23 protein-coding genes are annotated in these 26,263 nt (G+C 46.9%); 6 read left to right on the forward strand and 17 right to left on the reverse strand.

Features of this window, described 5'->3' with window-relative positions; all coding sequences use genetic code 11:
- Positions 1 to 5: 5 nt before the first annotated feature.
- From C1S73_RS19285 to C1S73_RS19295, 3 genes are all read left to right on the forward strand, one after another.
- A complete protein-coding gene (locus tag C1S73_RS19285) occupies positions 6 to 1,739 on the forward strand; it encodes a hypothetical protein (protein ID WP_038868899.1) in 1,734 nt (577 codons plus the stop codon).
- A 246-nt stretch (positions 1,740 to 1,985) separates the two neighbouring features.
- Positions 1,986 to 2,999, forward strand: a complete 1,014-nt coding sequence (locus C1S73_RS19290; protein WP_038868900.1) for an HlyD family secretion protein — start codon at positions 1,986 to 1,988, stop codon at positions 2,997 to 2,999.
- Positions 3,000 to 3,004: 5 nt separating this feature from the next.
- On the forward strand, positions 3,005 to 4,537 hold the full coding sequence (locus C1S73_RS19295) for an MFS transporter (protein ID WP_038868902.1): 1,533 nt from the start codon (positions 3,005 to 3,007) through the stop codon (positions 4,535 to 4,537).
- Positions 4,538 to 4,640: 103 nt separating this feature from the next.
- Here C1S73_RS19295 and C1S73_RS19300 read toward each other — a convergent pair whose 3' ends face one another.
- From C1S73_RS19300 to C1S73_RS19320, 5 genes are all read right to left on the reverse strand, one after another.
- On the reverse strand, positions 4,641 to 5,243 hold the full coding sequence (locus tag C1S73_RS19300) for a TetR/AcrR family transcriptional regulator (protein ID WP_038868903.1): 603 nt from the start codon (positions 5,241 to 5,243) through the stop codon (positions 4,641 to 4,643).
- A 143-nt stretch (positions 5,244 to 5,386) separates the two neighbouring features.
- The gene (locus C1S73_RS19305; protein WP_038868904.1) at positions 5,387 to 6,148 is read right to left on the reverse strand and encodes an iron ABC transporter ATP-binding protein; all 762 of its coding nucleotides are present in this window, start codon (positions 6,146 to 6,148) and stop codon (positions 5,387 to 5,389) included.
- An 11-nt stretch (positions 6,149 to 6,159) separates the two neighbouring features.
- Positions 6,160 to 7,110: an iron chelate uptake ABC transporter family permease subunit gene (locus tag C1S73_RS19310; protein WP_009695905.1), complete on the reverse strand. Its 951-nt coding sequence runs from the start codon at positions 7,108 to 7,110 to the stop codon at positions 6,160 to 6,162.
- Positions 7,103 to 8,059 (reverse strand): ABC transporter permease, encoded by a 957-nt coding sequence (locus C1S73_RS19315; protein WP_032802805.1) that lies wholly within the window; start codon positions 8,057 to 8,059, stop codon positions 7,103 to 7,105. Before C1S73_RS19315 ends, C1S73_RS19310 begins: the two co-directional genes overlap by 8 nt.
- Positions 8,060 to 8,150: 91 nt before the next feature.
- Positions 8,151 to 9,071, reverse strand: a complete 921-nt coding sequence (locus C1S73_RS19320; protein WP_005434328.1) for a siderophore ABC transporter substrate-binding protein — start codon at positions 9,069 to 9,071, stop codon at positions 8,151 to 8,153.
- 202 nt (positions 9,072 to 9,273) lie between these two features.
- On the opposite strand from C1S73_RS19320, the gene C1S73_RS19325 reads away from it, so the two are divergent.
- The 3 genes from C1S73_RS19325 (at position 9,274) to C1S73_RS19335 (ending at position 12,921) form a co-directional block, all read left to right on the forward strand.
- Positions 9,274 to 10,215 carry a LysR family transcriptional regulator gene (locus C1S73_RS19325; RefSeq protein ID WP_038868905.1) on the forward strand — a complete coding sequence of 314 codons (942 nt, stop codon included), beginning with the start codon at positions 9,274 to 9,276 and terminating at the stop codon, positions 10,213 to 10,215.
- A gap of 135 nt (positions 10,216 to 10,350) precedes the next feature.
- Positions 10,351 to 12,369, forward strand: a complete 2,019-nt coding sequence (locus C1S73_RS19330) for a TonB-dependent receptor domain-containing protein (protein ID WP_020195587.1) — start codon at positions 10,351 to 10,353, stop codon at positions 12,367 to 12,369.
- Between the two features lie 117 nt (positions 12,370 to 12,486).
- Entirely contained in the window at positions 12,487 to 12,921 is a 435-nt protein-coding gene (locus C1S73_RS19335; protein ID WP_033004842.1) for an EamA family transporter, read from the forward strand.
- Between the two features lie 156 nt (positions 12,922 to 13,077).
- Here C1S73_RS19335 and C1S73_RS19340 read toward each other — a convergent pair whose 3' ends face one another.
- The 12 genes from C1S73_RS19340 to glgX all read right to left on the reverse strand — a co-directional run bounded on the left by C1S73_RS19340 (position 13,078) and on the right by glgX (position 25,981).
- The gene (locus tag C1S73_RS19340; protein ID WP_038868907.1) at positions 13,078 to 14,223 is read right to left on the reverse strand and encodes a winged helix-turn-helix domain-containing protein; all 1,146 of its coding nucleotides are present in this window, start codon (positions 14,221 to 14,223) and stop codon (positions 13,078 to 13,080) included.
- A gap of 41 nt (positions 14,224 to 14,264) precedes the next feature.
- Positions 14,265 to 15,449, reverse strand: a complete 1,185-nt coding sequence (locus C1S73_RS19345) for a multidrug effflux MFS transporter (protein ID WP_038868909.1) — start codon at positions 15,447 to 15,449, stop codon at positions 14,265 to 14,267.
- Complete coding sequence (locus C1S73_RS19350; protein WP_038868911.1) at positions 15,446 to 16,075, reverse strand: recombinase family protein; 630 nt, start codon at positions 16,073 to 16,075, stop codon at positions 15,446 to 15,448. Before C1S73_RS19350 ends, C1S73_RS19345 begins: the two co-directional genes overlap by 4 nt.
- A 186-nt stretch (positions 16,076 to 16,261) precedes the next feature.
- The gene (locus C1S73_RS19355) at positions 16,262 to 16,498 is read right to left on the reverse strand and encodes a hypothetical protein (RefSeq protein WP_038868912.1); all 237 of its coding nucleotides are present in this window, start codon (positions 16,496 to 16,498) and stop codon (positions 16,262 to 16,264) included.
- 315 nt (positions 16,499 to 16,813) lie between these two features.
- Positions 16,814 to 17,959 (reverse strand): cyclopropane fatty acyl phospholipid synthase, encoded by a 1,146-nt coding sequence (cfa, locus tag C1S73_RS19360; RefSeq protein WP_038868914.1) that lies wholly within the window; start codon positions 17,957 to 17,959, stop codon positions 16,814 to 16,816.
- Between the two features lie 7 nt (positions 17,960 to 17,966).
- Complete coding sequence (gene asrC / locus C1S73_RS27990; RefSeq protein WP_038868915.1) at positions 17,967 to 18,968, reverse strand: sulfite reductase subunit C; 1,002 nt, start codon at positions 18,966 to 18,968, stop codon at positions 17,967 to 17,969.
- A 12-nt stretch (positions 18,969 to 18,980) separates the two neighbouring features.
- Positions 18,981 to 19,781: an anaerobic sulfite reductase subunit AsrB gene (gene asrB, locus C1S73_RS27995; RefSeq protein ID WP_038868916.1), complete on the reverse strand. Its 801-nt coding sequence runs from the start codon at positions 19,779 to 19,781 to the stop codon at positions 18,981 to 18,983.
- Positions 19,781 to 20,809 carry an anaerobic sulfite reductase subunit AsrA gene (gene asrA / locus C1S73_RS19370; RefSeq protein WP_038868918.1) on the reverse strand — a complete coding sequence of 343 codons (1,029 nt, stop codon included), beginning with the start codon at positions 20,807 to 20,809 and terminating at the stop codon, positions 19,781 to 19,783. The genes asrB and asrA overlap by 1 nt, the downstream gene beginning before the upstream one ends.
- A gap of 25 nt (positions 20,810 to 20,834) precedes the next feature.
- Entirely contained in the window at positions 20,835 to 21,626 is a 792-nt protein-coding gene (gene cobA / locus C1S73_RS19375) for a uroporphyrinogen-III C-methyltransferase (RefSeq protein ID WP_038868919.1), read from the reverse strand.
- A complete protein-coding gene (locus C1S73_RS27920) occupies positions 21,623 to 21,781 on the reverse strand; it encodes a hypothetical protein (protein ID WP_167391664.1) in 159 nt (52 codons plus the stop codon). Before C1S73_RS27920 ends, cobA begins: the two co-directional genes overlap by 4 nt.
- Positions 21,782 to 22,036: 255 nt before the next feature.
- Entirely contained in the window at positions 22,037 to 23,758 is a 1,722-nt protein-coding gene (locus tag C1S73_RS19380; RefSeq protein ID WP_081634773.1) for a sensor domain-containing diguanylate cyclase, read from the reverse strand.
- A 264-nt stretch (positions 23,759 to 24,022) separates the two neighbouring features.
- The gene (gene glgX, locus C1S73_RS19385) at positions 24,023 to 25,981 is read right to left on the reverse strand and encodes a glycogen debranching protein GlgX (protein WP_009706536.1); all 1,959 of its coding nucleotides are present in this window, start codon (positions 25,979 to 25,981) and stop codon (positions 24,023 to 24,025) included.
- Positions 25,982 to 26,263 lie beyond the last annotated feature (282 nt).

Here is a 26,263-nt window from a genome sequence, read left to right on the forward strand (position 1 = left end):
TGGTCGTGAAAAAATTATTATTAGCTACTGCAGTGGTCGCAGCAGCCGGTGGTGCCGCATATGTGTACCAAAATAACCTTGCCCAAGGTGAATCTTCAACCTCGCTACTTTCCCAAGTTCCAGCGGATACCTTGTTGATTACCTACCAAACGGAACCTTTTAATCACTACGAATACATGAATGCATTCGGCACGTCGCAGCAGCCACCAATGGGAGAACTGTTCGCAGAAGAAGATCTGACTCCTGGTTTGGAGTTTGCGGTTAACTTCTTGGATGCGTACATGGCAGCAGCCTCTTCCCCTGAGAATTTAAAAGCCTTCTTGGGTACCGGTGATATGGTCAACCCAATCATGTACACCCTAGGTCTTGTACCTGTTTATAAAGTGCAGTTGGAGAACCCTGCAGCGCTTTGGAAAACACTGGATGAGCAAGAGCAACTGGCGGGTATTCAACATGAACTTGTGAAGCTCGATTCCGCGGAGTTCCGCCGCTACGAGTTGACAGACTCGCAAGATCCACAACTGGGCATTGGTCTTGCGGTGGGAGTGGTTAATAACGTACTTACCGTGACTTTCGACATTCCAGAGCTGGGTGTTGAAAACCCACTCAAACTGGCATTTGGTCTGGAAGCTCCTAAGAGCAGCATCGTTGACTCTGGCCGTCTAGAGGCAGTGCAAACTCAGTACGGAATGAACAACAACTCGTTTGGGATTTTCGACATTCGAGAAATCATTAAAGGTCTAACGACACTTGATGGCAACAGAATGGCACGCCAACTTAAGAATGTCGATTCTGACCCGACTTTAGAGCAACTGCGTTCTCCGGCGTGTCACACTGAGTTCACTCAAATCGCTGAAAATTGGCCACAAATGGTCGCGTTTGCCGAGTACAGTGCGGGTGACGACAAAGCTCGCCTCAACGGTAGTTTTGTTGTTGAATCGAAGAACCAAGTGATCCTTGAGGCGCTGAAATCTATGCGTGGCGTGCTGGCAGAATCCAACGGTGAAAAAAGCATGTTTAGTGTGGCATTAGGCCTAGACGTTGCTACGTTGGCGCCTGCGATTGGTAAGATCTGGACAGATTTAACCACGCCTGAATACCAATGTTCGCTTCTGGCACAAGCGCAAAATGACATGCGTGGCCAAAACCCAGCTCCGGCGATCAGCATGGGCGCGGGTATGGCAAATGGCCTGAAAGGTTTAAGCATGGAAATGTTCGGTCTTGATGTGAACATGAATGGCCAGTACGGACCTGAGCTAGGTCAGCTGGATGCGATCTTCTCTATCTCAGCGGACGATCCAAACATGCTGCTGCAAACGGCACAAATGTTCATGCCTGAACTGGCTCAGATTCAAATCCAACCTGATAACCAACCAGTGAACATCGGTGGTCTGATTGAACCATACGCAGGTAAGCCGATGGACGTGTTTGCTCGTCTAAACGGTAGTCACCTAACGCTTTACAGCGGTAAGGCATCAGCAGCAGCGAGCGAGAAAGTCATGGCTCAGCCGCTAACGGCAAATGGTCTATTGAGCTTCACTATGGATTCGGACCGCGTACTGGAAGTGATTGAAACAGCGTCAGAAGTGTCTGGCGAGCCAGTACCGGAAGACGTGAAGATGAGCCTACAAGGTGAGCTTATCGGTGGTATGGCTTTGGACGTAACCAAAGATGGCATTGTGTTTGACTTCGATTACACAAGCTCAACCAAACCACAAGTGAAGGTAGCGCAGCAATAAGCGTGACTCACCGGCTTCAATCTCGAAGCATTTCTTCATAATCAAAAGGCGACCTCAGTGTCGCCTTTTTTGTTTTTCTCGCGACAGCCCTTCAATTCCTTCTCTTTCAATCAAAAGTGACCACCAAATAAGATCATTAAAAATCAGTGGGATGGATCTTTTCTTCTCATCAATGATCAAATGTACCTTTACTAAAACTGTACGGTACAGTACAGTTTGTGAAAATCATTTAGTTGGGTTTCAAAAATGAAGAAGAAAGTCATTGCGTTGTCGCTTGTTATTGGTTCGTTAGTCGCTGCAGGTTGTGCGTTATACCAACCTAATACAGTGACCACTGATAACGCTTATGTTCACTCGGATGTGACGGCGATTTCTCCAGAAGTCGGTGGGCAGGTAAGCCAACTTTTTGTCGAAGATAACCAGTGGGTAAGCAAAGGTGCGCCACTGTTTTCGATTGATGATGAAGATTTCATTGCTAACCAAGAAATTGCGAAGTCGGCGTTAGATGTCGCAAAGGCTGCGCTGACCGCAAACCAAACCAAAACCGAAATGCAGCTGGTAAAGATTGAGCAGGCGAAGCAGGGCATTCACAGTGCAAGTGCTAACGCTGAACATCAAGCGGCAGAGTTGAAACGTCTTTCACGCTTGGTACAAAAGCAGTCGGTGAGCAAGAACCAATTTGAAGCGCAAAGAACGCGTTCTATTGAAGCAAGCAGCAATCTTGAAACTGCCAAGCTAGCACTAGCCGCTGAACAGAAGCAGCTCGATGCGCTAGTAACAGAAAAGATGCAGCTAACCGCGCAACGCAAGCAAGCAGAAGCGAACTTGAGACTGGTAAATATCGCCCTTGAGCGAACCATCGTTCGAGCGCCATTTGATGGTTATGTGGCTGACAGACAAGTGCAAGTAGGTAAGTTTGTTCAACCGGGCATGGGTTTGATTGTGATGGTGCCGGATTACGTTTGGATTGAGGCAAACTTCAAAGAGACTCAACTAGAGAACGTCGCACAAGGGCAAGATGTAGAAGTGATGTTAGACATGTTCCCTGATCATCCGTTGCATGGTCGTGTATCTTCAATTACCCCTGCAACAGGCGCGCAGTTTAGTTTGTTGCCACCGCAAAATGCGACCGGTAATTTTGTGAAAGTAGTACAGCGCGTGCCAGTGCGTATTGAGTTGGATATCCCACAAGAGCTGAAACAGCGCATCTACCCTGGTTTGTCGGCTGAAGTGTCGATTGAGACCGCAACGCAGGGTTAATCGTCATGAAAACACGTTCACCATTGCTGATTTTTGCGCTGTTCGCCATTGCGGCTTTTGGGATCAATTCGGTGATGTTTACCGAGTTGTCCCACGAGATGGCAGCCACATCCGGTTTGTCTGCAGATGAAGTCGAGTTAGTGAAGATCGGCTTTATGATCACTCAAGTATTAGGGTTTATGTTTACCCCTATCTTGGTGCGCAAGCTTGGAGCGTCTCTGCCATTGCACTCTGCATTGCTGGTGGGTTTGGGAACAAACCTTGTGCTCTATTGGACTGGTCAGCATGCGTTGTTGTTCACCCTGACTTGGTTAGTAAGCGGCTTTTTCATGAGCATGTTATTGGTGGTGGTGAACCTTTATCTACTCAATACCTTTGAGCAGCGTTGGCTGCCTGCGATTATTGCGCTGACACTGATCTTCTCAACACTGTTACCAATGGGCGCTTATCCGTGGTTGGTAGCTGAGATTGTCGAAGAGTTTGATTGGTCGTTTTTGAACGTTGCCTCGGCTTGGTTGTACTTTTCTGCTTTAGTAATGATCGGCGTGTATAAGCCTCAGGCGATTGAGATTGAAACTAAGCCAAAGTCTTCAGGTTCGGTGTACCTCGTACTCGCGTTAACGATGAGTTTAGTGGTGTTCCTGCTAATGCGTGGCAGCTACTACAACTGGTTGGATTCAGACTGGTTTGTACAGGCTTCTTCTGTCGCTGCAGCACTGGTTTTGTTGGCCGTGTATCAGTTGGTGAAAACGCGCCATTTGGATACTGCGTCGATGCAATTGCACGGTAAGTTAAAGACTAACGTGTTTATGTATAACGCCTTTCTTGCGGGCTTTGCCGTGATGGCAAGTACAGTGCTGTTTGCCAACTTCCTAAAAATGGCGATGCACTACAACAGCCTCAATGCGGGCTATGCGCAATTACCATCGTTTTACGCCATGTTGGTCGGTATGCTGGTAAGTGTGTTGGTGTATTACTTCCGCCGCCCTTTAGCGGATGCAGTGGTGCCTTTTGGCGTGCTGATGATTCTACTGTCGGTGCACGAGTTCAGCCAATTACCAAGCTTTGTTGGCACAGAGTCACTACCCATCCCAATGCTGCTGCGCGGTTTTGGTGTTGGCTTGTTGAATGTGTCGGTGACGATTGCGGTGTTGATGTACTTCCAAGTAGGACAGCGATTAGAAGGCATTGCAAACTTCTATCTGTTCCGAACCATGGGCGGGGTGATTGGCGGGGCGTTTTTCTCTCGTGTGATTCAAAACCACAGCGCGCAAGCATCGGGCGAAATCGGTCGTACTCTGGATGGTTCTAACCATGTGTTTGCGGCGTATGAACAGGCATTGAGCAGCGCGATTTTGACTCATGGCCGCTTACCTAATCCGGCACTTGGGATGAGCCAAATTAGTGCGGTTGTGAAAGAGCAAGCTACGACATTAGCACTGAGTAATTCGTTGGTGATGTTTATTGTCTCTATTTTTGCGCTTGCGCCAATCTTGTTGATTGGTAAGAAGCTAGCCGCAAAACAAGAAGCGCACTAAGGTTATGTAAACAGAACAAATAGCCAGCCAAGCAACTCGGTAACTAAGCCGTAAAAAACAAAGGGAGCCAATGTGCTCCCTTTGTTTTTTAGGTTTGAGGTTCTTATCGCTGATAAAGTTTAAGGAACGCCGCCACGGCTTTTTGTGTATGCGAATCCAATTCTTCATCGCTTAAGAAATCAAAGCCCATCAGTGCCATGTTCTGGTAATCCATTTTGATCAGCGCGAGTAGCTGACCACAAGCTAAATCGGCATCGTCAATGTTAAGCTGCTGGCTGATGGTGTCGGTTTTTAAAAACTCAATTAAGTACTGGTGAATGCGCTGCGGTCCGGTTTGCCAAAACTGATTTGGAACCGAGTCATGTTTATTAAAATCGGCAGAGATGATGCGATAAAGCGATAGGATTGGGTTAGAGCAAATGCCTCGTAGATACTTCTTCGCGAAGTCTTCTAAGGTTTCTCTTAGTGGTTCGTTCTGTTTATCGGCAAGTTGGAAAACGGACTCTAGGCTGATCTTGGTGTTATGTGCGAGCACTTCAACAAACAACCCTTCTTTGTTGGAAAAGTAACGATAAAGGGTCTGTTTTGAACCACCACAAATTGCAACGATTTGATCGAGTGACGTGTCCTTGTAGCCCTGTTCAATAAACAGATCGGTTGCCACTTCGATGATTCGAGTTCTTTTCTTTTCAGTAGATGCGCGCATAACTAAATCAACCTAAATAAAACTGTTCAGTACAGTATCATTAATGCTGCTCGGACACATCGCTTTTCCGCGTTTAACGCTTCTTCATTGACCAAAATTAAAAAAGGCGACACGAGGCCGCCTTTGGAATCAGATTGGTTACGTTAACGTCGGTAGTACAACGAAATACGGTTGCCGTTAATCTCTTGCACGATAAATGGAATCTCGTAAATATCGCTCAGCACTTCGGCATCAATCACTTCTTCAACCAAGCCCGCTTTGATGACTTCACCAAGTTTCATCGCCACGATGTGGTCAGAGTAACAAGACGCAAAGTTGATGTCGTGAATCACGATCACTACGGCTTTGTTCTTCACTTCCGCAAGTTTGCGTAGTGTACTCATGATATCGACGGAGTGTTTGATATCGAGGTTATTCAGTGGCTCATCCAAGAAGATGTAATCGGTATCTTGCGCCACCACCATAGCAATAAACGCCATTTGACGCTGACCGCCAGACAGTTGGTCGATAAAGCGATCTTTCAAATGGTCGATTTCCAGATGTTGCATCGATTCATTAATGATGCGGTGATCTTCTTCTGTCAGACGACCTTGTGAGTACGGGAAGCGGCCAAACGCCACCAAATCACGCACCGTAAAGCGCATGTTGATGTTGTTCGATTGGCGCAGCACTGATAGGCGCTTTGCCAAGTCTTCGGTGTTCCATTGGTCAAGCGGCTTATCACCAATCACGACGCTACCAGCATCGCTTTCTGTTAGCCGACTCGCCATCGACAGCAAGGTACTTTTACCCGCGCCGTTCGGACCAATAATGCTGGTTACTTTACCAAGTGGAAAAAGGGCATCGGCATTTTTTACCACGTATTTTTCGTTGTATTTTTTGCTAAGACCTTGAATACGGATCATGTGATGAACCCTTAATCGAATTTGTTTTTCATAAGCAGAAGCAAGAAGTAGCCGCCGCCAATAAAGTTGATGATAACGCTGATGGTGGTGTCGAAATCAAACAGGTTTTCAACCACCCATTGACCGCCTGACAGCAGCACAACTGACAGTACTGAGCTCGCCACAATCAATAAGCGATGCTGGTAGCCAGTGAAGATTTGGCGAGTCAGTGCCACAACAATCAGACCAAAGAACAAGATTGGACCAATCAATGCGGTCGAGATAGACACCATCAAAGTAATGATGAACATGACTTGCATGGTCAGTTTGTGGGTATCCACGCCTAGGCTTTTCGCGTTGTCGACGCCAAGCCACATTACGTCCAATTTGTGGGCGATGCGCATTAGGTATGCGCCACACAGCAGCATCGGAACCACACACCAGTACACCAATTCACTGTTGATGTTGTTGAAGCTGGCGAACATCGAACTTTGGATGAAGGTGAACTCATCTGGGTCGGTGATCATGGTGAAAAAGCCGGTGACGCTATTGAACAAGCTGCTCAGTACGATACCAATCAACAACAAGGTGAAGATATTGCGCTGACGACCACGGAAGTAGAAGCTGAACAAGGTCATTGCACAAACAATCATGATGCCAGTCGACAACACGAAGTTGAGTTTGCTGTTGATGACTAAAGCACTCAAGCCGCCAAACATCACTACGAGCAGCACTTGAATCATCACGTACATGGAATCAAAACCCAGAATCGAAGGGGTGAGGATCCGGTTGTTGGTGATGGTTTGGAAAATCAGTGATGATGACGCAATCGCCATCGCTGCTAAGACAATCGCTAGCACTTTAGGGATGCGGCGTGACAAGAAAAACTGGTAGTTATCTGGCGTTAAGCCCTTGCCGATGAACACCGCACAAATCAAAACCGCCGCGATTGCAAGCAGGGTTACTTTCATAGAATCACGCATTCGATTTGTCTCTCAGAACTAGGTAAATGAAGATTGAGCCACCCAAGATGCTGATGATCATCGAAATTGGAATCTCGTAAGGGAAGATGATGAGACGACCGAGGATGTCGCAAGTAAGCACCAAAATCACGCCTGCGTATGCGGTCCAAGGCAAGTTACGACGCATGTTGTCACCAATGAACAGCGACACAAGGTTTGGCACGATAAGCCCAAGAAACGGAATCATACCGACGATCATCACTACCGATGACGACAGCACAGCCACAAGGATGACACCGACCAAAACAATGCGTTGGTAGTTCAAACCAATGTTTTTTGCGAAGCTCTCGCCCACACTCGCCGCACTAAAGCGGTTGGCGTAAGCGTAAGCCAGAATCGAGACTGGCAGAGCGAGATACAAGAACTCGTAGTTACCGCGCAATACCGATGCGAAGTTAGCCACCGTCCATGAACCAAGGGTCTGTACTAGATCGTATTTGTAAGCAATAAAAGTGGTCATGGATGAAACCACGTTGCCGTACATGATGCCTATCAGCGGGACGAGCACGGTGTTCTTAAACTTCAAACGTTGTAAGAAGCGCACGAAGATCACCGTACCAATCACAGAGAACGCGAAGATGGTGATCAGGTGGACCCAACTGCTCATGTCTGCAAACAGAATCAGTGCGACGATGTAGCCGAACATTGCCCAATCGACGGTACCCGTAGTAGATGGGGCAGCAAAGCGGTTTTGTACGATCTGCTGCATGATCAAACCAGCGATACTTAAGCCTGCACCAGCTAAGACGATGGCCAACAAGCGAGGTAATCGACTAACCAGTAAGATGTTCAAACTGTGGCTGTCACCGGCCAAAATCTGCGAGAGAGAAACGTTCGCCACCCCAACCAGTAAAGAGGCGCAGGCGAGTACGACGAGCAATAAAAAAGCCAAGATATGATGTAATTTCATGGTGTATTTATAGGGTGATAAAAACAACAATGACCTTTCGCACCGTGAAGCGGGAAAGGTCATCTTTTAGAGTGAGATTGAACCGAATCTGTTAGTTAGCAATGACTTGGTTCAGCTCTTTAATCATGGTTTGCGTCGATTGGTAGCCACCTGCGGTTAAGTACCAAGCTGCTGGGTCCATAAACAGCACGCGGTTGTTTTTCGCCGCTGGTGTGGACTTCACAAGATCGTTGTCGAACAGCTGTTTTGCTTTACCGCTGCTCTGACCGATTGCTTGCTCGCGGTCAAGGATAAGCAGTACCTCAGGTTGCGCATCAGCAATGTATTCGAATGAAATCAGGTTGCCGTGGGTACGTGGTACAGATTTCACGTTCTCAGAAGTTGACGTTGCAAAACCTGCTTCTTCATACACAAATGAGAAGCGGCTGTTGGTGCCAAACATCGCCAAGCTGTTACCGCTGTTTGAGACGGTCAGTGTGCGTGGTGGCTGAGCTTCTACTTTTGCGTGCAGGTGATTAATTTGTTCTTGAACGCCTTCAATCAACTGCTCTGCTTGCTCTTCTTTGTCGAAGATGTCACCCAGCGTGCGCCAGTGTTCTTGGGTTGTTTTCCAGTAGTCGGTGGTGTCGATACGGAACATGTAAGTTGGCGCGATGTCGCTCAGATCTTTGTAAATATCTGCCATGCGACCTTCTGCGATGATTAAGTCTGGCTTAAGCATAAACAGCGTCTCGAAGTTCACTTCTTTCACGCTGCCCGTGTTTGCGAACGAGTCGATCTGGAATTTTTCTAGTGACTTTGGCAGCAGCGTCTTTGGCATGCCGACGGGTGTTACGCCCAAAGCATCAATGTAGTCTAAACTGCCGTAGCCCAATACTACGACGCGTTGTGGAACGCCATCAATGTCTACTGTGCCCAAACTGTGTTGGTAGGTTTTAGCCATTGCCCCCATAGGAGCCAATGCAAGCAGCAAAGCTCCCGTTGCTACGCGAAGAGAAGTTTTACCAAACATAATGATTTCCATAAGGTGCGATGCAATCTCGCAAGAGTGCCTTAAAAACAAATAATGCTTTAAAAAATAGAGCGCGAGATTAGTCGTAAAGCGGTATAACTTATTTGATTAAAATCAAATAAGAATGATTATTGATTGCAGACACATTAGCAGATAGTCTATATGCAGCAACAGAATTAGCGGAATAGTGAGTATTCAAAAAATGAATTTAGCTCAAGTCGACTTGAACTTATTGTTTATTCTCAAACACCTACTTGAAGAGAAGCATGTTTCCAACACCGCGGTATCGCTCAATATGAGCCAACCATCGGTGAGCCGCTCTTTACAGAAACTCAGAAACTTGTTCAACGATGAGCTGTTAGTACGTACTGCACACGGCTATGAATTGACCCCAAAAGCGGAAGTGATCAAGCAAGATTTGAACACGGTGTTAACTGGGCTAGAAAAGCTGATGTACGGCCAGTCATTTGTGCCAGAAAAGAGCAACGGTACGATCCGTTTTTACGGCTTGGTTCCGCAGGTGATTTTCTTACTGCCACCGATTGTTTCGCGCATCCGTGAAGAAGCGCCGAACATGATTGTCGATATCGATTCCATCCCGAAACGCCATTTCGATTCGCTGATCGCAGGGGATGTACATTTTGTGCTCTCAACCGCCGAGCCACCTAGCTCTGAGCAGAATTTGTACCGCATGAAAATTGCCAATCGCGACTACCGATTCCTAATGAGCGAAACTCATCCACTTGCCCATGTTGAGGAACTGACGGTGGAGATGCTGCTCGATTGCAACTTCGGTCAAATCTCACTTCAAGGTGGCAAAACCCTGTCGATTTATCACCGTTTTGTTGAGCTTGGTGTGGTGGATAAAAAGCGCCAATTATCGATTCCTGTTCAGCTTTCAAACTTCAACGCTGCGCCAGCGATTGCCGAGCAAACGGATGTGATTTTCCACTTGCCAACGCCGTTTGCACAAGACGCTTGTCAGGGCAGAAAATTGATCACCAAAACCGTACCAAAAGCGATTCGAATGGACAGTGAATCGGTCTATTTATACTGGCATAAGCGCTATCATAACGACCCGATGTGTAATTGGGTTAAGTCATTATTCAAGGAAATATATGGCTCAACTGAGGCTGAATGGTAAAGAATATTATTATTCATTTTCGACATAGTGGTAATTAATCCTACAAATGCTCGGTTGCTTGTCTTCGTCAAATAAAGGCTATTTAATGCGAACCATTATCATTATAAGTTCCATTAAAATTTATAGGTTTTTACCATGTCGAAGACGACTCCGTTTGCGCCAAAACCATTAGCAGTGGTGATCGGTGCGCTATGTACCTCTTTTTCCGTCTTTGCTGATACAACGCCAATCGAAACCGATGAGCAGCTTGTTGTAACAGCAACTCGTACCCAGATGGAGCTGAAAGATGCTCCAGCTTCTATGTCGGTGATCACCGCTGAAGACATCGAAAACGATCCAGGCATCACGCTGGCGGACATCGTGTCTAACGCAACCAGCGTGGAGTCAGACTTCGACAGCACACGTGCAGGTCGTCAGCAAATCTCGATTCGTGGTATGGATTCGAAATACACACTGATCATGGTAAATGGCCGTCGCATGAGCTCGGCAAGTGCAATTGTGCGTGGTAACGACTTTGATCTTTCTGCGATCCCAATGGATTCAATTGAGCGAGTAGAGATCATCCGTGGTCCTATGTCGGCGCTTTACGGCTCTGACGGTATGGGCGGTACGATCAACATCATCACTAAGTCACCAAGCAACGATTGGAGCTCACAACTTAGCTTAGACAACACGACGCCAAACGATGGCAATGGTGGTCAAGAGTACACTGTGGGTCTAACCACGTCTGGCGCTCTGATTGAAGACACACTATTTGCTCGTTTCTCTGTTTCTCAAACGAGTCGTAATGCATGGCAGCCATACTCTGGCGAGAAAGGCGGCATCGATCGTGAAGAGGTTACTGCACTTGAAGATCGCGATAGCTTAGCGATGTTCGGTACACTTTCATGGCATTTGGCGGACAATCAATTTATCGATCTTGACCTTGGTTACAGCGACGACGAGCGTGATACCGCAGCAGAAAGTGGCACTACGGTTCTGTTCTCTGAGTCTCGCGTTAAACGTAACAGCCAAGCGCTGTCGCATACTGGTTTTTGGTCTTGGGGTGATACGCAAGTTCGTTACTCACGTGAAAACGTAGAGAACATTGAAGCGGCAAACGATGGTGCTGATTCAATTGAAGAACTGACACAAATTTTTGAAGCATCAGCTACGACTTACCTAGGTGAAAGCCACACCGTGACGTTTGGTGTGGACTACCAAACTAGTGAGCTAACCAACCCAGAGCACATCGTGGGTAACAAAGCAGAAGCTTACCAAGGTGCGGTATTTATCCAAGACCAATGGGAAATGACCGATACGCTAATGGCAACCATTGGTGGTCGTTTAGATAAGCACGAGCACTACGGCGAAGAGTTCAGCCCGCGTGTGTACCTAGTACACCAAACAACAGACGACTTGGTACTGAAAGGTGGTGTGGGTAAAGCGTTTAAGGCACCAACCATGACGCAAAACCACCCAGACTTCTCGATGAGCAGCTGTAAAGGTAACTGTAACATCGTAGGTAACGAAGATCTGGAAGCAGAAACCAGCGTGAACTACGAGTTCTCGGCGCTATACAGCGGTCGTAACTGGAACCTTGAAGGCGCGGTATTCCGTAACGAAATCGAAAACCTAATCGAACAGACAGACATCTTCTGTGAAGTCGGGACGTGGTCGAGCGCAGTGATGAGCTGTATTGATGACAATGGCGACCCTATTGATCGTGAACTGTCGAACCCGTACAAGTCTTACCAAAACGTATCGAAAGCCGTTATTCAAGGTGTGGAGCTAACCGGTAGCATTCAGTTCAATGAGCAATGGGCGATGTCTGGTAACTACACTTACTTAGACACCGAAGATAAGTCGACAGGTGAAGAGCTGAACGAGCGTTACAAGCACTCAGCATTTGCACGCCTAAACTGGTACCCAACTCAAGATTTGAACCTGTTTGCGAGCGCACGCTACCGTGGTGACCGTAAGATTGATTCTCAGCTAACGCAAGACGCTTACACCACGATGGATTTAGGTACGGTTTACCATGTGAATGACGCACTACGTATTCGTGCGGGTATCACCAACCTAACCGATGAAAGCGTATCAAGAGAGCTAGAAAACATCGGTTATGTTGAAGCACCGCGTACTTACTACGTTGGTATGACAGCAGACTTTTAAGCTCTAGTTACAGACTGATTCGATTGGATTTAAGTCGAATTTAATCGAAGCAAGACATGGCGTTGCAGTACACTCTGTAACGCCTTTTTTGCTTTTAGGGATGAATAGGAAAAGACAATGCTTCAAACTTCTTGGTTATTTTGGGCGCTCATGTCGGCGGTATTTGCGGCGATGACTGCAGTGTTGACCAAACTTGGTGTGGCGAACATCAACTCTGATTTGGCGACCTTTATTCGTACCTGCGTGATTCTTGTTTTGGTTGGTTTGATTGCTTACGCGACCAAGCAGTTCAGTGCCATTGGAGAGATCTCGACCAAAGGCATGGTGTTCTTGGTGCTATCGGGTTTGGCGACAGGTGCATCGTGGTTGTGTTACTTCCGCGCAATGTCATTGGGGCAAGCTTCTCAAGTTGCGCCGATCGACAAATTAAGCGTGGTGCTAGTGGCCATATTCAGTGTGGTTTTATTGGGAGAAAAGCTCAGTATGGTCAACTGGATGGGGATTGGCTTGATCACCGTTGGTGTGATTTTGGTGAGCCTACAAAGTTCTTAAAGATCACTATCACCTAAGTATCTCGTCTCTTGGAATAGCGAGAGACGGATGTAATTCAGAATCGATATGCAGAGTGCATGGGCTTGAAGAGAATAGTTTGGTTTCTAAGCACTTTGCTCTTCGATTCTTCGGGTACGGTTCTTTTTATTACGTCCTTTACGCGACTTTCTGAATCACAAACGTTTGGCACTGATTAAACTGCGCGAAAGCGTGTAACTCCTCTTCTAAGGCGACGAAAAACGCCTCTCTGTCTTTGAGCGAAGGCTCGTTAACTAGATTAAGAACGTTTAGTGTTGAGCTAGTTTTATCCACTTTGCAGTCGGCGCGCGCGACCAGTTTCCCATCCCACAATATTGGCAAACAAAAATAACCGAACTGGCGTTTTGGCTCTGGAACATAACACTCTAGCAAGTAATCAAAGTTGAAAATTGCACTGGCGCGTTTTCGTTGGATAAGCAGGTTATCAAATGGGGAAAGGATTTTAGCGCGTTTGCGATTGAGCCGTTTGTCGAGCAAGTTCAGCGCATCGCTACAGGCATAATAAGCTGAATTGTTGATGCTAATGGCTTCAATCTCACCCAAATCGACCAATTCGGACAGAGCTTGTTGTACCGGCTTCTTGACCCCTTTCAGTAGGTAAACCATTTCAGGCAAAGTGCCGAACCCATGAGATTTAAGATAGTTGAGGACTAAGAATCGCGCGTGTTCTTGCTCGGTTGGCATCGATGTATCAATGTTTTGAGGCAGAACATGTGAGGTCAGGTCATACACTTTCTGGAAGCCGCGACGTTCGCTTATCATCAAATCGCCCTGCATGTATAAGTTCTCTAGGGCACGTTTGGTTGGCTTAGTATTCCAGCCATCGGTCTTATGGTTGGCGGATTCGAAATCCTTTGCCATCAATGGGCCTTCTTGCTCAATTCTCTTCAAGATAGACGCCATCAAGTCGTGGTCTTTTTTGTACCAATGCTTTTGCTGATCGGATTTGATCGCCGCTTTGCGAGGTAAGCTATGACGGTATTGCGACATAGGTAAATACGCTGCCGCGTGAGACCAGTATTCGAAGACTTTCTTTTCTGCCACCAGTTGGTCTAGGTGCTCAAGTTGATAGCTTGGGTTTCGACTCCACAAAGTATGATGGTGAGCGCGCTGAACGACAGAAATCGTATCAATCTGAACATAGCCCAGTTGTTCAAAGACGGCTAAGGTCTTTGCTTTGGCGCTGCCTTTGTTGCTTGCTAGCGGCAACCCTTGAGAGAGCAGAGCCAATTTTTGTGCTTGAGCAAGATTGAGTGATTTCATGTCGTTATTTGTCTTCCTTGTTACTTTCTATTGCTCGGACTCTATAGCTCGGAAGGTTGCTCAGTGGCAAAACCTCGCAGAACGTTAGTCAGTGTAATGGTCGCAAAAACCACAATCACCAATGACAGATGCCATGCTTGGCTTAATCCGAGCTGCACCAATGCCATACTCACAATCGATGACACTACCATTTGGCCGCCGCCCGACATCGCCGCCGCAGCACCTGCTTGTTTCTTATAGGGTTGCATTACCATGGCTTGAGCACAAGGTAGAGCGATAGCATTGCCTAAAATCATCAACAGCTGACCTAGCATTAAATACAGCGGCTCAACAGGGCAGAAGAACAGCCACGCTGCGGAACTTACATGCAGGATTGGCGTGACCAATAGCATCTTCTTCGTGCCGATGATTGGGCGCACACGGTTACAGATACTGGTGCCGCAAATCATGCCGAACGCCGGAATCAGTGCCCACATCGCGTATTGATCGGATGTCATGCCGATTTGGTTTTGCATGATAAAAGGCATTACCGAAACGGTTGTGATCATCAAGCTGAAGTTAAGCCAACCGATACTGGCAAAGCTCATAAAGTAACGAGAAGTCAGTAGGTCACGATATTGCAGCAGCATCTTTTTCGGTGATGGCAACGCAGAGGTTTGTGTGATGGTTTCTTGGAAGCGAAATAGAATCACAGTCCAAGCCAACAATACGTAACCCAACAGCGAGATAAACACCATAGTCCAGCCGAAGTGGGCGTTAATGAAACCACCAATAACAGGAGCAACCAACGGTGTGATAGAGGCAGCCATCGCAATGTAGGACAAAGCGACAGGGAGCTCAGGACCATTAAAGCGGTCGCGAGTAGACGCTCGGGCTAACACCGCGCAACAACCTGTTCCCAGACCTTGCAGAAAACGACCTGCTACCATGCCAGTGAAAGTGTGGCTTAGGAAGATGATCATCAATAGACCGAGCATGGCAATCAACAAGCCAGCTAACAGCACCTTTTTGCGGCCTAACGCATCTGATACCGGGCCATAGATAAACTGAGACGGGCCAAAACCAAGTAAGTAAACACTGACTAGCAGCTGAGCTTGGTCGAGGGAAATATCGAAATCTTTCGCGATCCAAGGCAAGGATGGGAACACCAAGCCCATACTGAGCTGACCAACACTGATGATGAGACACGCCAGCAAGATGGTTTTAAATTCAATCGGTCGACTCATGATTTTTCACCATCGCCACGGCGGCGCAGGCTTCCTTCCTCATCAAACTCGTTCAATTTGGCTTTCACACGTTTGACCGTCGATAGGCTGACTTCGCATTGTTCTGCGACGCTTTGTAGCGTATTGCCTTCCAGAAGCAAAGTTGCAATGTGTTGATGTTTCGCTTTGTCTGCAGGGCGACCTCGGAATTTCTGCTTCCACATCTGTGGGTCGTCTTTTAGTGCTTTGCGGCCTTGTTCTGCGGCGAACAAGCGATGTTGCGTTTGCACTTGTCCGTAGCCAGCAAGCAGCGAAAGCAAGGTTTGCGTTTGTACGGAACCAGGTTCAAAGGTCAGTGGTTCACAAACGGTTTTTAGGATGACACCTTTGTTAAGCAGGGTTTGAATCGTGCTTAAGGCTTGGCTGAAGTCTCGGCCAAAGGCGGTTAGCCACCAAAGTACAACGGTGTCGCCGGTTTGCACCGTAGTTAAGAGCTGTTGAAAGGCTTGTCGCTCGGCTGGTGGCGTGCAGCCGCGTACCTTGTCTTCAAGGTGAATTGCTTCAGGAGCAAAGGCTTTCAAAGCGTTGAGCTGCTCAGGGTAAGCTCGGTTTTTTGGCGAATGCCGCGTATAGAGAAAGGTAGCCATGGGTACAATGCGTCTCTTGAAATTGGTTCATATACTGTAATGGTCCATAAATATACAGAGGTTCATTAATAACCACAACACCAAATGAGCCTACTTAAGGTGGTGATCTTTTATCTCTATGATACATAAATGAAAACTAGCCGAAGAAATGGGCTAGTTTTACAGGACTGAATGAGTTCGGTGGGTTTATCGCAATAGGAAGTAAGGCGTATTAACGTAAGCATGTCCCGCTGAAATCGCATAAGGCAGTACGACTTTACCAACAGAGACCGCCGTGTTTACCAGTGGTTGAACGTTGATATTAGCATTCATCAAAGTAGGGCGAACGTTGGGAGCCAAGCGATAGTGGCTTGGAGTGGAAACGCAGCCAGAAAGTGTAGACGTAAATAGCAGTGCAATGATGATTGATTTGATGGTTTTCATAATGGTGACTCTCAAAAATAGTATTTTGGCTCTGGTTTTGGTTATCGGGATGAGCCTTGGTTGAGAGGAAGATTGCCTGAGTCGAACGAACGTCACCATCAATGTAAAACAAGTCATAGCGTGCAAGACTAAAAGTAATACTGGGCGTTACTAAGTATTAGTTTTTACGAGTAAGGTCGTACTAAATGCCCCCTGGATGGGTTGTTTAGTGCTTTGGAAGGAAATAGAAAGCAGTAAAAAAAGCCAGAATGAAACCGCCCATTCTGGCTAGGAGCCAAACGAAGGTGCTCAAAACACAATCTGGAGGCAGATTGCTTACATGGAACGTACGGTCAGTGGTCGGCGGCGACCAATCTTAGTTAGGGCGAGCTGCCATAAACTCAAATCTCGTGAGCGAAAGGCGCCAGCACAGCTGAGTAAGTAGTATTTCCACATGCGGTAGAAATCTTCACTGTAATCGCCTTTGATTTGATTCCAAGAGTGTTGGAAGTTGGAGAACCAGCACATCAGGGTTTTGTCGTAGTCTTCACCGAAGTTGTGCACATCTTCGATATTAAATCGGTCTTCCATCGCCTCTGCGAGGTTCTTCATCGATGGAATAACGCCATTTGGGAAGATGTATTTCGAGATCCACGGGTCCGATGCGGTAGTGCTGTGGTGTGAACCAATGGTGTGCAGCAAGAACACGCCATCGTCTTTCATGAAGCGCTCTGCGCACTCGAAGTATTCCGCGTAGTTCTTCGGTCCCACGTGTTCGATCATACCGATAGAAACGATGCGATCGTATTGTACGGTGGGTTTGAACTCGCGGTAGTCCTTCAAAATGAAGTTCGCGACTACGCCATTTTCTATTGCTAGTTTGCTGCCGAGCTTCTTCTGCTCTTTGGATAGAGTCAGACCATCACAAATTACGCCATACTTTTTCGCTGCGTAAATCATAAAGCTGCCCCAACCACAGCCAATATCGAGGATACGCATTCCCGGTTGTAGGTCGAGCTTACGACAAATCAAATCCATCTTGTGCTCTTGCGCTTCGTCCAGCGTTGCAGCTCGGTTCCAATACCCGCAGGTGTAGGTCATGCGTGAATCGAGCATCTTCTGGTAAAGCTTATTGCCGATGTCGTAGTGGTGCGGTACATCGAATTTACAGCGCTCAATGCTTTGTGGGTTAACCCAGCTTTTCAGTTTTAATTTCGCAGCGGAAGAGGCGAACTTGAGCTTTTCAGCCAGTCCTAGTTTGCCTTCAATATCGTTTAAAAGTACGCGTTCAAAGAACTGATCCAAGCGGCTGCAATCCCACATCTTGGACATATACGCTTCCCCTAAACCCAAGGAGCCTGACTGCATCACAAGCTCATACACTTTTGGGTTAAACACTTGGATATCCCACGGCTTAGAACCATTGATGGTGATACCTGCTGGGGCTAACGCCTCTTTAAACATCTCTTCTAGTTTGTTCATACTATGCCTATTTCACGTGCATGTTCGCTACGTATTCATCTTCTGCCCAATACATACGTTCGGCGACTTTGGCTTCCGGATTTAGGCTAACGCCATCTAAGACGCGCTCTCTAAAACGCAAGTAGCCGCCTTTATCAATCAGATGTCCCATGTGGAGGTAAATCGGCTTACCGCCCAACATCTCTTTTTCAAATTCGAACAGATTGTCGATGACAGGGTGTAGGACGTCTTCCGTTACCCAATTGAGGAACATCTTGCCAACGCGAGGGGTCTTCTTCGAAGTTCGACCGCCCAGCTTGACCATATAGAATTGTTTTGGATCTCGACGCCAAGCCAGTGTCGGACAAGCAAGCACACATTCGCCGCAACCAATGCATTTGCTTTCTTCCTTCACCGCTTTACCGTTTTTGAGTGACAAGCAATCTACTGCGTGGTGCGCACAAGCTTTGACGCAGGCGCTACAACCAATACAGCGATGGCTTTCGAAATTAATCTTGGCGATACCTAAGATGCCAAAATCCGCCATATTGGCTTTGGCACAATCGTTCGGACAGCCTGCCATGACCATTTTTAAATGGTATTTGCTAGGGTAAACGTGACGCTCCATTCGCTGCGCCAAACCAGTGGTATCGGTATTAGCTTTCTGGCAGATTCGACTGCCCTGACACGCGACGATATTACGCCCACCAATCGACTGATAACCTGCTTGAGTGTCTTCGACATCAATGCCGCACGTATCGACGGTGATGTCTTTGATGAATGGCTCCAGTGCTTTGTTGACCTCTGGAATGTCTTCATAACGAATGCCGGGCATCGCCAGTTTTTGCCGTGTGGTGAGGTGAATAACACCATTGCCCCATTTTTCGGCGATCTCTTGCGCAGCACCGAGTAAGTATGCGGGCATAATGCCACCCGGAATGCGCACGCTGATCATGCACTCGCCACGCACTTTCGATAGGCGGTAATCGCCATTGGCGCGCATTTTGATGATATCTACGTCCATCGTCATAGTGATTCCCTCCTAATCGATCATGGTTCTGGCGTGGTCATAACGGAAAACCGGACCATCCAAGCACACGTATTTGTCACCAATTCGGCAGTGACCGCATTTACCCACTGAGCAGGCCATTCTGCGTTCGTAGTCGACCCAAATCTGATCTTCTTGAATGCCTCTGGATAAGAAGTCCTGCACGACGAACTTAATCATGATCGGTGGGCCCACAACGATGACGCGGATGTTCTCTTTGTCTGAGATGTCAAGCTTGCTGATGTGTTCGGTGACTAAGCCGCTCTCATAGAAGTGTTCGTCGCCACCTTCATCCAAGGTGGTGATGACGTGATTGGAGTAAGACCAATTCAGCAAGTCGTTTTTGTACAACACGGCATCTTGGTTTTTGAATCCGAGGATCAAAGACATCTTCTTCACATCACTTGGGTTGTTGTGAAAGTAGTTAATCAGCCCTTTAACCGGAGCAACGCCAGTGCCGCCCGCGACCACAATGAGGTGTTTATCTTGGTATGCTTCCATCGGGTAGCCATTGCCCATTGCGCCGCGCATCATCACGCGATCACTGGCGTTTAATTGGAACAGCTCGCTGGTTACCTTGCCTACATTACGTATCAGCAAGTCGACGTAACCTAAGCCGTAATCAGAGACGGAGATGGGTGCTTCACCCACAAGGGATAAACCCACTTCGACAAATTGTCCGTAGTGCACCGGAAAGTCGCATGCAACGCGAAAATTCCATTCCAGTTCGGTGTGCTTTTCGATATGAATAATCGGGTAGCTTTGCGGCAGCATTTTGTTTTCACAATCGCACATTAGAGCGCCTCCTCTACAATCGATGTCATCTTGTTGATGATGTTGCTAAATGAGATGTAGTGAGGGCATCGGTCGTCGCAGCGTCCGCATCCGACACACATATGGTGTTCGCCTTGGCGAGACTTAAAGTCGTTGACCTTATGCAAAGCGCGATAACGTAAGCGCTCTCCGGTTTTACGACGGAAGCTGTGACCGCCGGCCATATCCGAGAAGCCATCAATCATGCAACTGGCGTGTTGGCGGCGACGTTCACCCACTTTGGCTTCTTGGTTGTAAACCACATCAAACACGTTGAAGCAGGCGCAAGTCGGGCATGAAGAAGTGCAGCGACCGCAACCAATGCAGCGTGAATCGTATTCTGACCACACCGGATGGCTGAGTAACACTTCACGTATTTTCGTTGGGTCATCGCAAACCGAATCTGGAGTGCGGACTTTGACTGGATTGGACTTGACGAAGCTGACGCTGTGCTCAACGTCTTTGCCTTGTGAAAAGTAGGGCGTCAGTTCTGGATCTTTAATAGTGACAATGGCGCCGTGATCACTAAATTGTACTGAAGCGCCGAAGTTATCGGTTTTGTTGGTGCCCATAGAGACACAAAAGCAGTTTTCGAAACTTTCGCTGCACTCAATCAGTACAAGTTTGAGTTTCTGGCGCAGACGTTTGTAATAGAAGTCTTCGTGACCGCCGTTTTCTAAAAACATGTAATCAAGGCTTTTGAGCGCATTGATGTCACAAGCTCTGAGAAACAGAAACACAGGGCGCGCATCGACACTGGATTCTCGCAATTCGTCAGCGTTAAACCAAAATAGGGTTTCGGTAATTGGGAAGACGATCTCTTTGGGTGAAAAGTGGCTTTTCTCTTTCCACTCCAGTTGGTCGTAACGTTCCAATTCTTGGTAATCCAAATTTGGGGTATGGGCGAAACGACCTGCGTATTCTTCATAGACGGGCGCCATCACCTTATAGCTCTGACGTAACGCCTCGATCGCCGAACCCATTTGCTGAGTAGTTAAAAACTTAGGCATTGTTCTATCTCGTTATTTTCAAAAACTAATGAATCGTGCGTTCTAAACAGGGCTCGGCGGTGGACTCAAACCATTCCAGTGACTGTGAAAGGGAAACCACATCTCCAACCACTATGATTGCTGGCAGTGGTGGTTTTTGCGTTTTGCAGGTTTCATACAGTCCGGCTAAGGTAGTGACGATCTTGCTTTGATTTTCTCGTGTCCCATTGCTGACGATGGCGCAAGGTGTATCTGGCGCGAGACCGTGAGCAATGAGGTTGTCTGCGATCGCTTCTGCTTTGTGTAGCCCCATGTAGAAAATTAGGGTGTGGTCGATGGCGGCAAGTGCGCTCCAATTAGGTTCGCTAGCATCATTACAGTTTCGTCCCGTTACCAAGGTTACACCCCTCGAAACTTGTCTATGAGTGACTGGTATCCCCGCGTAAGCGCAGCATCCAAGTGCCGCAGTTACACCCGGTACAACCTCATAGTTGATGCCTTGCTGTGTTAAATAGGCAGCTTCCTCACCGCCTCGACCAAATACAAACGGGTCGCCCGCTTTTAAGCGACATACCGTCAGACCTGTGATTGCGTAGCCCTTCATCATTTCGTTGATTTCTGCCTGCGTTTGCGAACACTTACCGTAGTGTTTACCCACGCAGATTTTTAGGGTTTTTCGTGGGATGACGTCCAAGACTTCTTCCGAAACCAGATGATCATAAAGCACGACATCAACGCGATTAAGCAGACGAAATGCTTTAATGGTAAGCAGCGACGCATCACCTGTGCCTGCTCCAACCAAATAAACCTGACCATAAGATGGATTGGATGCCTTCATGAGAAAATACCCCAAATCATTACAACGAATAGGATGGCGGCAATAACCCAATAAAGAACTTGATGGACGTTATCGCTGACCCAACCTAGTTCTTCTAACATCTCGCTAGTCAGGTCTAAATTTATCTGCTCTACGTAATCGTCCAGTTCTTTCATTTTCAATTGGCTTCGTGCAATCCCCTGATGCATTTAAGGTTATTGATGAGAGCCGTTAAGTTAAATCAAAGAAAAATAAACACCTGTTCAAAACTGATTAACGAGAGGGTATTTGGGAGCAGAATTTGAATCGGTCAAAAGACTGAGGAAAGAGAGAAGTGTCGTGTCAGATCGTGTGACTTAACTGACTGTAATAAAAATAAAAAAGCCAGAGCGATATCTGCTCTGGCTTTGTCTTTTTTCGTAAGAAATTCGCTATGCTGCTTTGAGATGGCAGACGCGATTCTTGCCCAGTCTTTTTGCTTGATAAAGTGCTTTGTCAGCTTGCTCCACTACATGGTGATAGCTGGTTTCTAATGGCGTAAACCCAACACTTGCCGTAAATCGCACATCACCACAACCCAATGTGAGATGGCTTCTTTGCAGCGCGGTTAGGAAGTTATCAAGCTGATGTTTGGCATCAAACTCGTCATTGGCTTGGAACACGATGGCAAACTCTTCACCACCATAGCGCGCTAAACAAATCCCTTTTGGTTTAGGGAAGCAATCGCGCATCACTTCTGCGGTCTTTTGGATGACTAAATCACCGACTGGATGACCGAATTTATCGTTGATGTATTTGAAGTTATCAATATCGACCATCGCGATAAAACGGTTCTCTGAATCAAGCTCTCTCGACACTTTTGCTGCTAAGCACGCTTTATTTTCGAGTTGTGTCATTGGATCTTGATGGCGCAAACGGTCATGCAATTTGAGGTTTGCCAACGCCACTTGGGCGTAGTTTTGAATCAAGCTCAGCACGCATTTGTAGGTTGGGAATCGACAACTGACGTAAGTCACGCCAAGTAGCTCTCGCCCATCAAACAATGGAATGCAGTAGTGGTTACTGTTGATCTTGAGCTTTTTCGTCAGCTCGTCGCCGTACTTCTTCGTTCTGTACGTTAAAGCGCTATGAGAAAAACGCGCCGCGAGTTCTGCGTCGGTTAACACCAGCTTTTTATTGCCGTGATAATCGAGGGTGTAAAAGCTGTAATTCAAGCTGTCGTATAAACAGAACTGTATGCCTCTGTGGTAGCAAAAACGATCCAAGACATGCTTGAGTTGGGTTTTGAACTCACCAACGCTCTCCGTGCCATTTAGGCGGGCTAAAGACAAATGCAGTTGGTAAGTGAGGTAGTTGATTCCGATGGCCAGCGCTAATAGAGAGGCTATGACACCGGCCGTTAGCGTGAACGGATAACTGCTGTTAAGGATATCGGCACGGTCTGTCCCTGCGACAAACACCCAGTTTAAGCCGTTGTCTGCATCGAAGACTGAAATCTTAAAGTTATCTTGGTAATAGTATTCGTGTTTACCGAACAGTAAGCCCGATGCAACTTTATCGCTGATACCGCCATGATAACTCACTGAAGAGTCACCGATGCGGCTTGGATCTGGATGGAATACCAAGCGTTCTGTATCTCTGTCTACGACAAACACATAACCTTTATTCAATGTTTTCAGACCACGCAATTGTTGAGTGGTATGAAGAAGATCGAACTCAAGCCAAAGTTGGTATTTTAGGTTTGGATTGACGTGTTTGATGGCGAATACCCAACGTTGCTGTGGGTTTTGGTACAGCGAGGAGATAGAGAATTTATCGCTGACAGTGTTCAGTTTATGCCATTGAATTACGCTAGTGTCTGCTTGTTTGATTTGACCAGATAGGCCATAAGCGACGCTGTTGTTGGATTTGGTATAGAGGATATTGGAGTATTGCGGGGAATAGTCGATGATGCCTTGGCTTAGTTCACGGAAGTCAGGATCATTGAGGTCTTGTTTGCTTGCTTTTAATGCGGTCTCTAGAAGATAGAATTTGCTGAAAGCCGCCTCGATTTGAGAGTGGATCAACCGCTCGGCGGTGATGATATTGGTCTGTGATTGCCGATAGACCATCGACTCGGAATCGACTAACTGAGCATAAGCCAGATAGACCATGAAACCTGCGAGTAATAGCAGGTAAGGCCGCAGAATGCGGATTAAGAATTTAGGTAAAGCCATATGCCAAATAACGTTGTATATATTATAAATGTGATTTGGCTAGCAATATTAGATTAGTTTCACTTGTGCATCAATGCGTATGGTGTGCCATTTGAGCTGATTGCTGTTTATGTATCCGAAACGTTGATAAAACAAACCCAGCGCACGGCTGGGCTTGTCAGTTCTTGTAGGAATAAGCTTCGCTTTTGTCAGGTAAGGTTCTTACTCTGGTTGATAATGCAAAATTGCCATCGACGTAGGAGAAAGCAACACTTCGCCTTCCGCATGACCAGGATTGAGATTACGCACATTGGTATCACACACTGTCACCCACTCTTGACCACGCTCATTTGGTAGCTTAAATCGCGCAGGTGCGTTGGTTTGGTTGATCAGATACACCAACTCTTGCCCTTCTTTGCCGATGCCTAAATGCAGTGCTACAGAGCTTAGACGATTCCAATCGTCGTGCTCCATCAAGCTGCCATCAATACGACGCCAGAAGATACGGTTGTTGTTGCGATTCTCACCACTGAACGCTCGAATGAATGGCACCATATACTGATTACGATTAGCAACCATTTGTGACATCCACACTTTGAAGTGCTGTTTGCGTTCTGTGCTCGACCAATCTAGCCAGCTGGTTTCGTTATCCTGACAGTAGGCATTGTTGTTACCACCTTGCGTGTGCGACAACACATCCGCGGTTAGGATGTGAGGGATACCAAATGCAAACAACAAGCTTGCCATTAAGTTTCGCTTTTGTTTTTCACGCGTGGCGATGATCATCAAGTTTTCGGTTTCACCTTCCACGCCATAGTTTTCAGAGCGGTTATCGCCGTGGCCGTCGCGGTTTTCTTCACCGTTTGCCTCGTTGTGCTTCTGCTTGTAAGACACCAAATCTTGCAGGGTGAAACCATCGTGATATGTGATGTAGTTAACCGTGAGTTTGTATGGCCAGTTTGCTGCGCTGTAGATATCACGAGAGCCCATCAAACGAGTCGCAAATTCTTTTAGGTAGCCTTGGTCACCGCGCCAGAAGCTGCGGGAGATGTCGCGAAGTTTATCGTTACACTCGTTCCAACCAAATGGGAAGTTACCCACTTGGTAACCGTTAGGGCCGATATCCCAAGGTTCAGCGATCAATTTGGTTTCGCGAAGAATAGGGTCTTGCGCGACGGCTTTAAAGAAGGCTGCTTCTGGATTGTAATCGTCGCCTTGGCGACCTAGCGTTGCTGCCAAGTCAAAACGGAAGCCATCGACTTTAAATTCACTCACCCAGTATCGCAGTGTATCCATAACGAGATTCAGGGCTGGCTGGTAAGTTAAGTCGACTGTGTTGCCACAACCAGTGAAGTTCGCGAAGTTCTGACCATGTTTGATGTAAAAACGTGAGTCGAGCGCTTTTAGGTTGAAGATCGTTGAGCCTTCACCGCCTTCCGCCGTGTGGTTGTAAACCACATCAAGAATCACTTCGATGCCGTGTTTATGCAGCTCGCGGATGGTGGTTTTGAGCTCGGTTACCGCGTCTTTTTCTGCATAGCGAGGGTCCGGCACCATGAACAAGTATGGGTTGTAACCCCAGTAGTTCACTTTATCCATCTTTAGCAAATGCGGTTCATGCATACACGCTGCGACAGGTAGCAATTGCAACGTATTGATGTTTTGTTGTTTGTAGAACGCCAACATTTCAGGTGAAGACAAACCTAAATAACGGCCTTTTGTATCGCTTGGAACTTCAGGGTTCTGCTGAGTGAGCCCTTTAACATGAGTTTCAAACAACACCATCTCTTCCCGTGGTATGCGAGGATGATCTGTGTCTTGCCAATCAAAGTTGTCTTCAATGACGACACACTTTGGCATATCGAAGCTTTTTGCAGGAGAGAATGGAGGCTGGTAGTGAAGGGCTTTATCAATCGACTTTGCATAGGGATCGGAGATCAGCAAAGGTTCATCTTTATGCGTCACTACATAGCCATACTTTTGCCCCGGTTTGATGTCAGGGATAAAAGTATGGCGAATGCCTGCATATTCGCCTGGCAAGTCGTGCAGCTTGTAACTACCGTCTTCCGCAAATAGCGCAAGTTGAATGTCTTTACTACTCGGAGCGTGAATAGAGAAGTTACAACCTTCTTTATTTACGGTTGCGCCGAGTGGGTATGGGCGAGAGTGAAGTTGTGTCATCAGCGAATCTTTTTTTAATTTTATTGCTACCTTTAAGAAACTATAAGTAAAAAACTTTGTCTTACTAAGGTCAACCACCTTATATCGAAAATTATCACTGTAATTAAATTACTTTCTACGACCTATTTTTGACAAAAATATGAAATGGCTATCACTTTGTAGCGGCCATAAACTGAAGAAACTTACTAATTCCTCCCTAGATTGGTGATCTAACTCGAAAAAACACCATTCGGTATATTTTCTCATCCCTTCTCATCCCCCCTAAATTAGTTTGGGGCGGAG

This window comes from Vibrio jasicida 090810c (assembly GCF_002887615.1).
GTDB classification, from domain to species: Bacteria; Pseudomonadota; Gammaproteobacteria; order Enterobacterales; family Vibrionaceae; genus Vibrio; species Vibrio jasicida.

Coding starts and splice junctions, on each gene's coding strand:
- asrC (WP_038868915.1), bottom strand. CDS start 18,968: ATGACGATGGACGTAGATATCATCAAAATGCGCGCCAATGGCGATTAC.
- C1S73_RS19340 (WP_038868907.1), bottom strand. CDS start 14,223: ATGAAATCACTCAATCTTGCTCAAGCACAAAAATTGGCTCTGCTCTCT.
- C1S73_RS27920 (WP_167391664.1), bottom strand. CDS start 21,781: ATGAAAGAACTGGACGATTACGTAGAGCAGATAAATTTAGACCTGACT.
- C1S73_RS19310 (WP_009695905.1), bottom strand. CDS start 7,110: ATGCGTGATTCTATGAAAGTAACCCTGCTTGCAATCGCGGCGGTTTTG.
- C1S73_RS19325 (WP_038868905.1), top strand. CDS start 9,274: ATGAATTTAGCTCAAGTCGACTTGAACTTATTGTTTATTCTCAAACAC.
- C1S73_RS19330 (WP_020195587.1), top strand. CDS start 10,351: ATGTCGAAGACGACTCCGTTTGCGCCAAAACCATTAGCAGTGGTGATC.
- C1S73_RS19295 (WP_038868902.1), top strand. CDS start 3,005: ATGAAAACACGTTCACCATTGCTGATTTTTGCGCTGTTCGCCATTGCG.
- C1S73_RS19320 (WP_005434328.1), bottom strand. CDS start 9,071: ATGTTTGGTAAAACTTCTCTTCGCGTAGCAACGGGAGCTTTGCTGCTT.
- C1S73_RS19345 (WP_038868909.1), bottom strand. CDS start 15,449: ATGAGTCGACCGATTGAATTTAAAACCATCTTGCTGGCGTGTCTCATC.
- C1S73_RS19335 (WP_033004842.1), top strand. CDS start 12,487: ATGCTTCAAACTTCTTGGTTATTTTGGGCGCTCATGTCGGCGGTATTT.
- C1S73_RS19300 (WP_038868903.1), bottom strand. CDS start 5,243: ATGCGCGCATCTACTGAAAAGAAAAGAACTCGAATCATCGAAGTGGCA.
- cfa (WP_038868914.1), bottom strand. CDS start 17,959: ATGAACAAACTAGAAGAGATGTTTAAAGAGGCGTTAGCCCCAGCAGGT.
- asrB (WP_038868916.1), bottom strand. CDS start 19,781: ATGTGCGATTGTGAAAACAAAATGCTGCCGCAAAGCTACCCGATTATT.
- C1S73_RS19350 (WP_038868911.1), bottom strand. CDS start 16,075: ATGGCTACCTTTCTCTATACGCGGCATTCGCCAAAAAACCGAGCTTAC.
- asrA (WP_038868918.1), bottom strand. CDS start 20,809: ATGCCTAAGTTTTTAACTACTCAGCAAATGGGTTCGGCGATCGAGGCG.
- glgX (WP_009706536.1), bottom strand. CDS start 25,981: ATGACACAACTTCACTCTCGCCCATACCCACTCGGCGCAACCGTAAAT.
- cobA (WP_038868919.1), bottom strand. CDS start 21,626: ATGAAGGCATCCAATCCATCTTATGGTCAGGTTTATTTGGTTGGAGCA.
- C1S73_RS19355 (WP_038868912.1), bottom strand. CDS start 16,498: ATGAAAACCATCAAATCAATCATCATTGCACTGCTATTTACGTCTACA.
- C1S73_RS19315 (WP_032802805.1), bottom strand. CDS start 8,059: ATGAAATTACATCATATCTTGGCTTTTTTATTGCTCGTCGTACTCGCC.
- C1S73_RS19290 (WP_038868900.1), top strand. CDS start 1,986: ATGAAGAAGAAAGTCATTGCGTTGTCGCTTGTTATTGGTTCGTTAGTC.
- C1S73_RS19380 (WP_081634773.1), bottom strand. CDS start 23,758: ATGGTCTATCTGGCTTATGCTCAGTTAGTCGATTCCGAGTCGATGGTC.
- C1S73_RS19305 (WP_038868904.1), bottom strand. CDS start 6,148: ATGATCCGTATTCAAGGTCTTAGCAAAAAATACAACGAAAAATACGTG.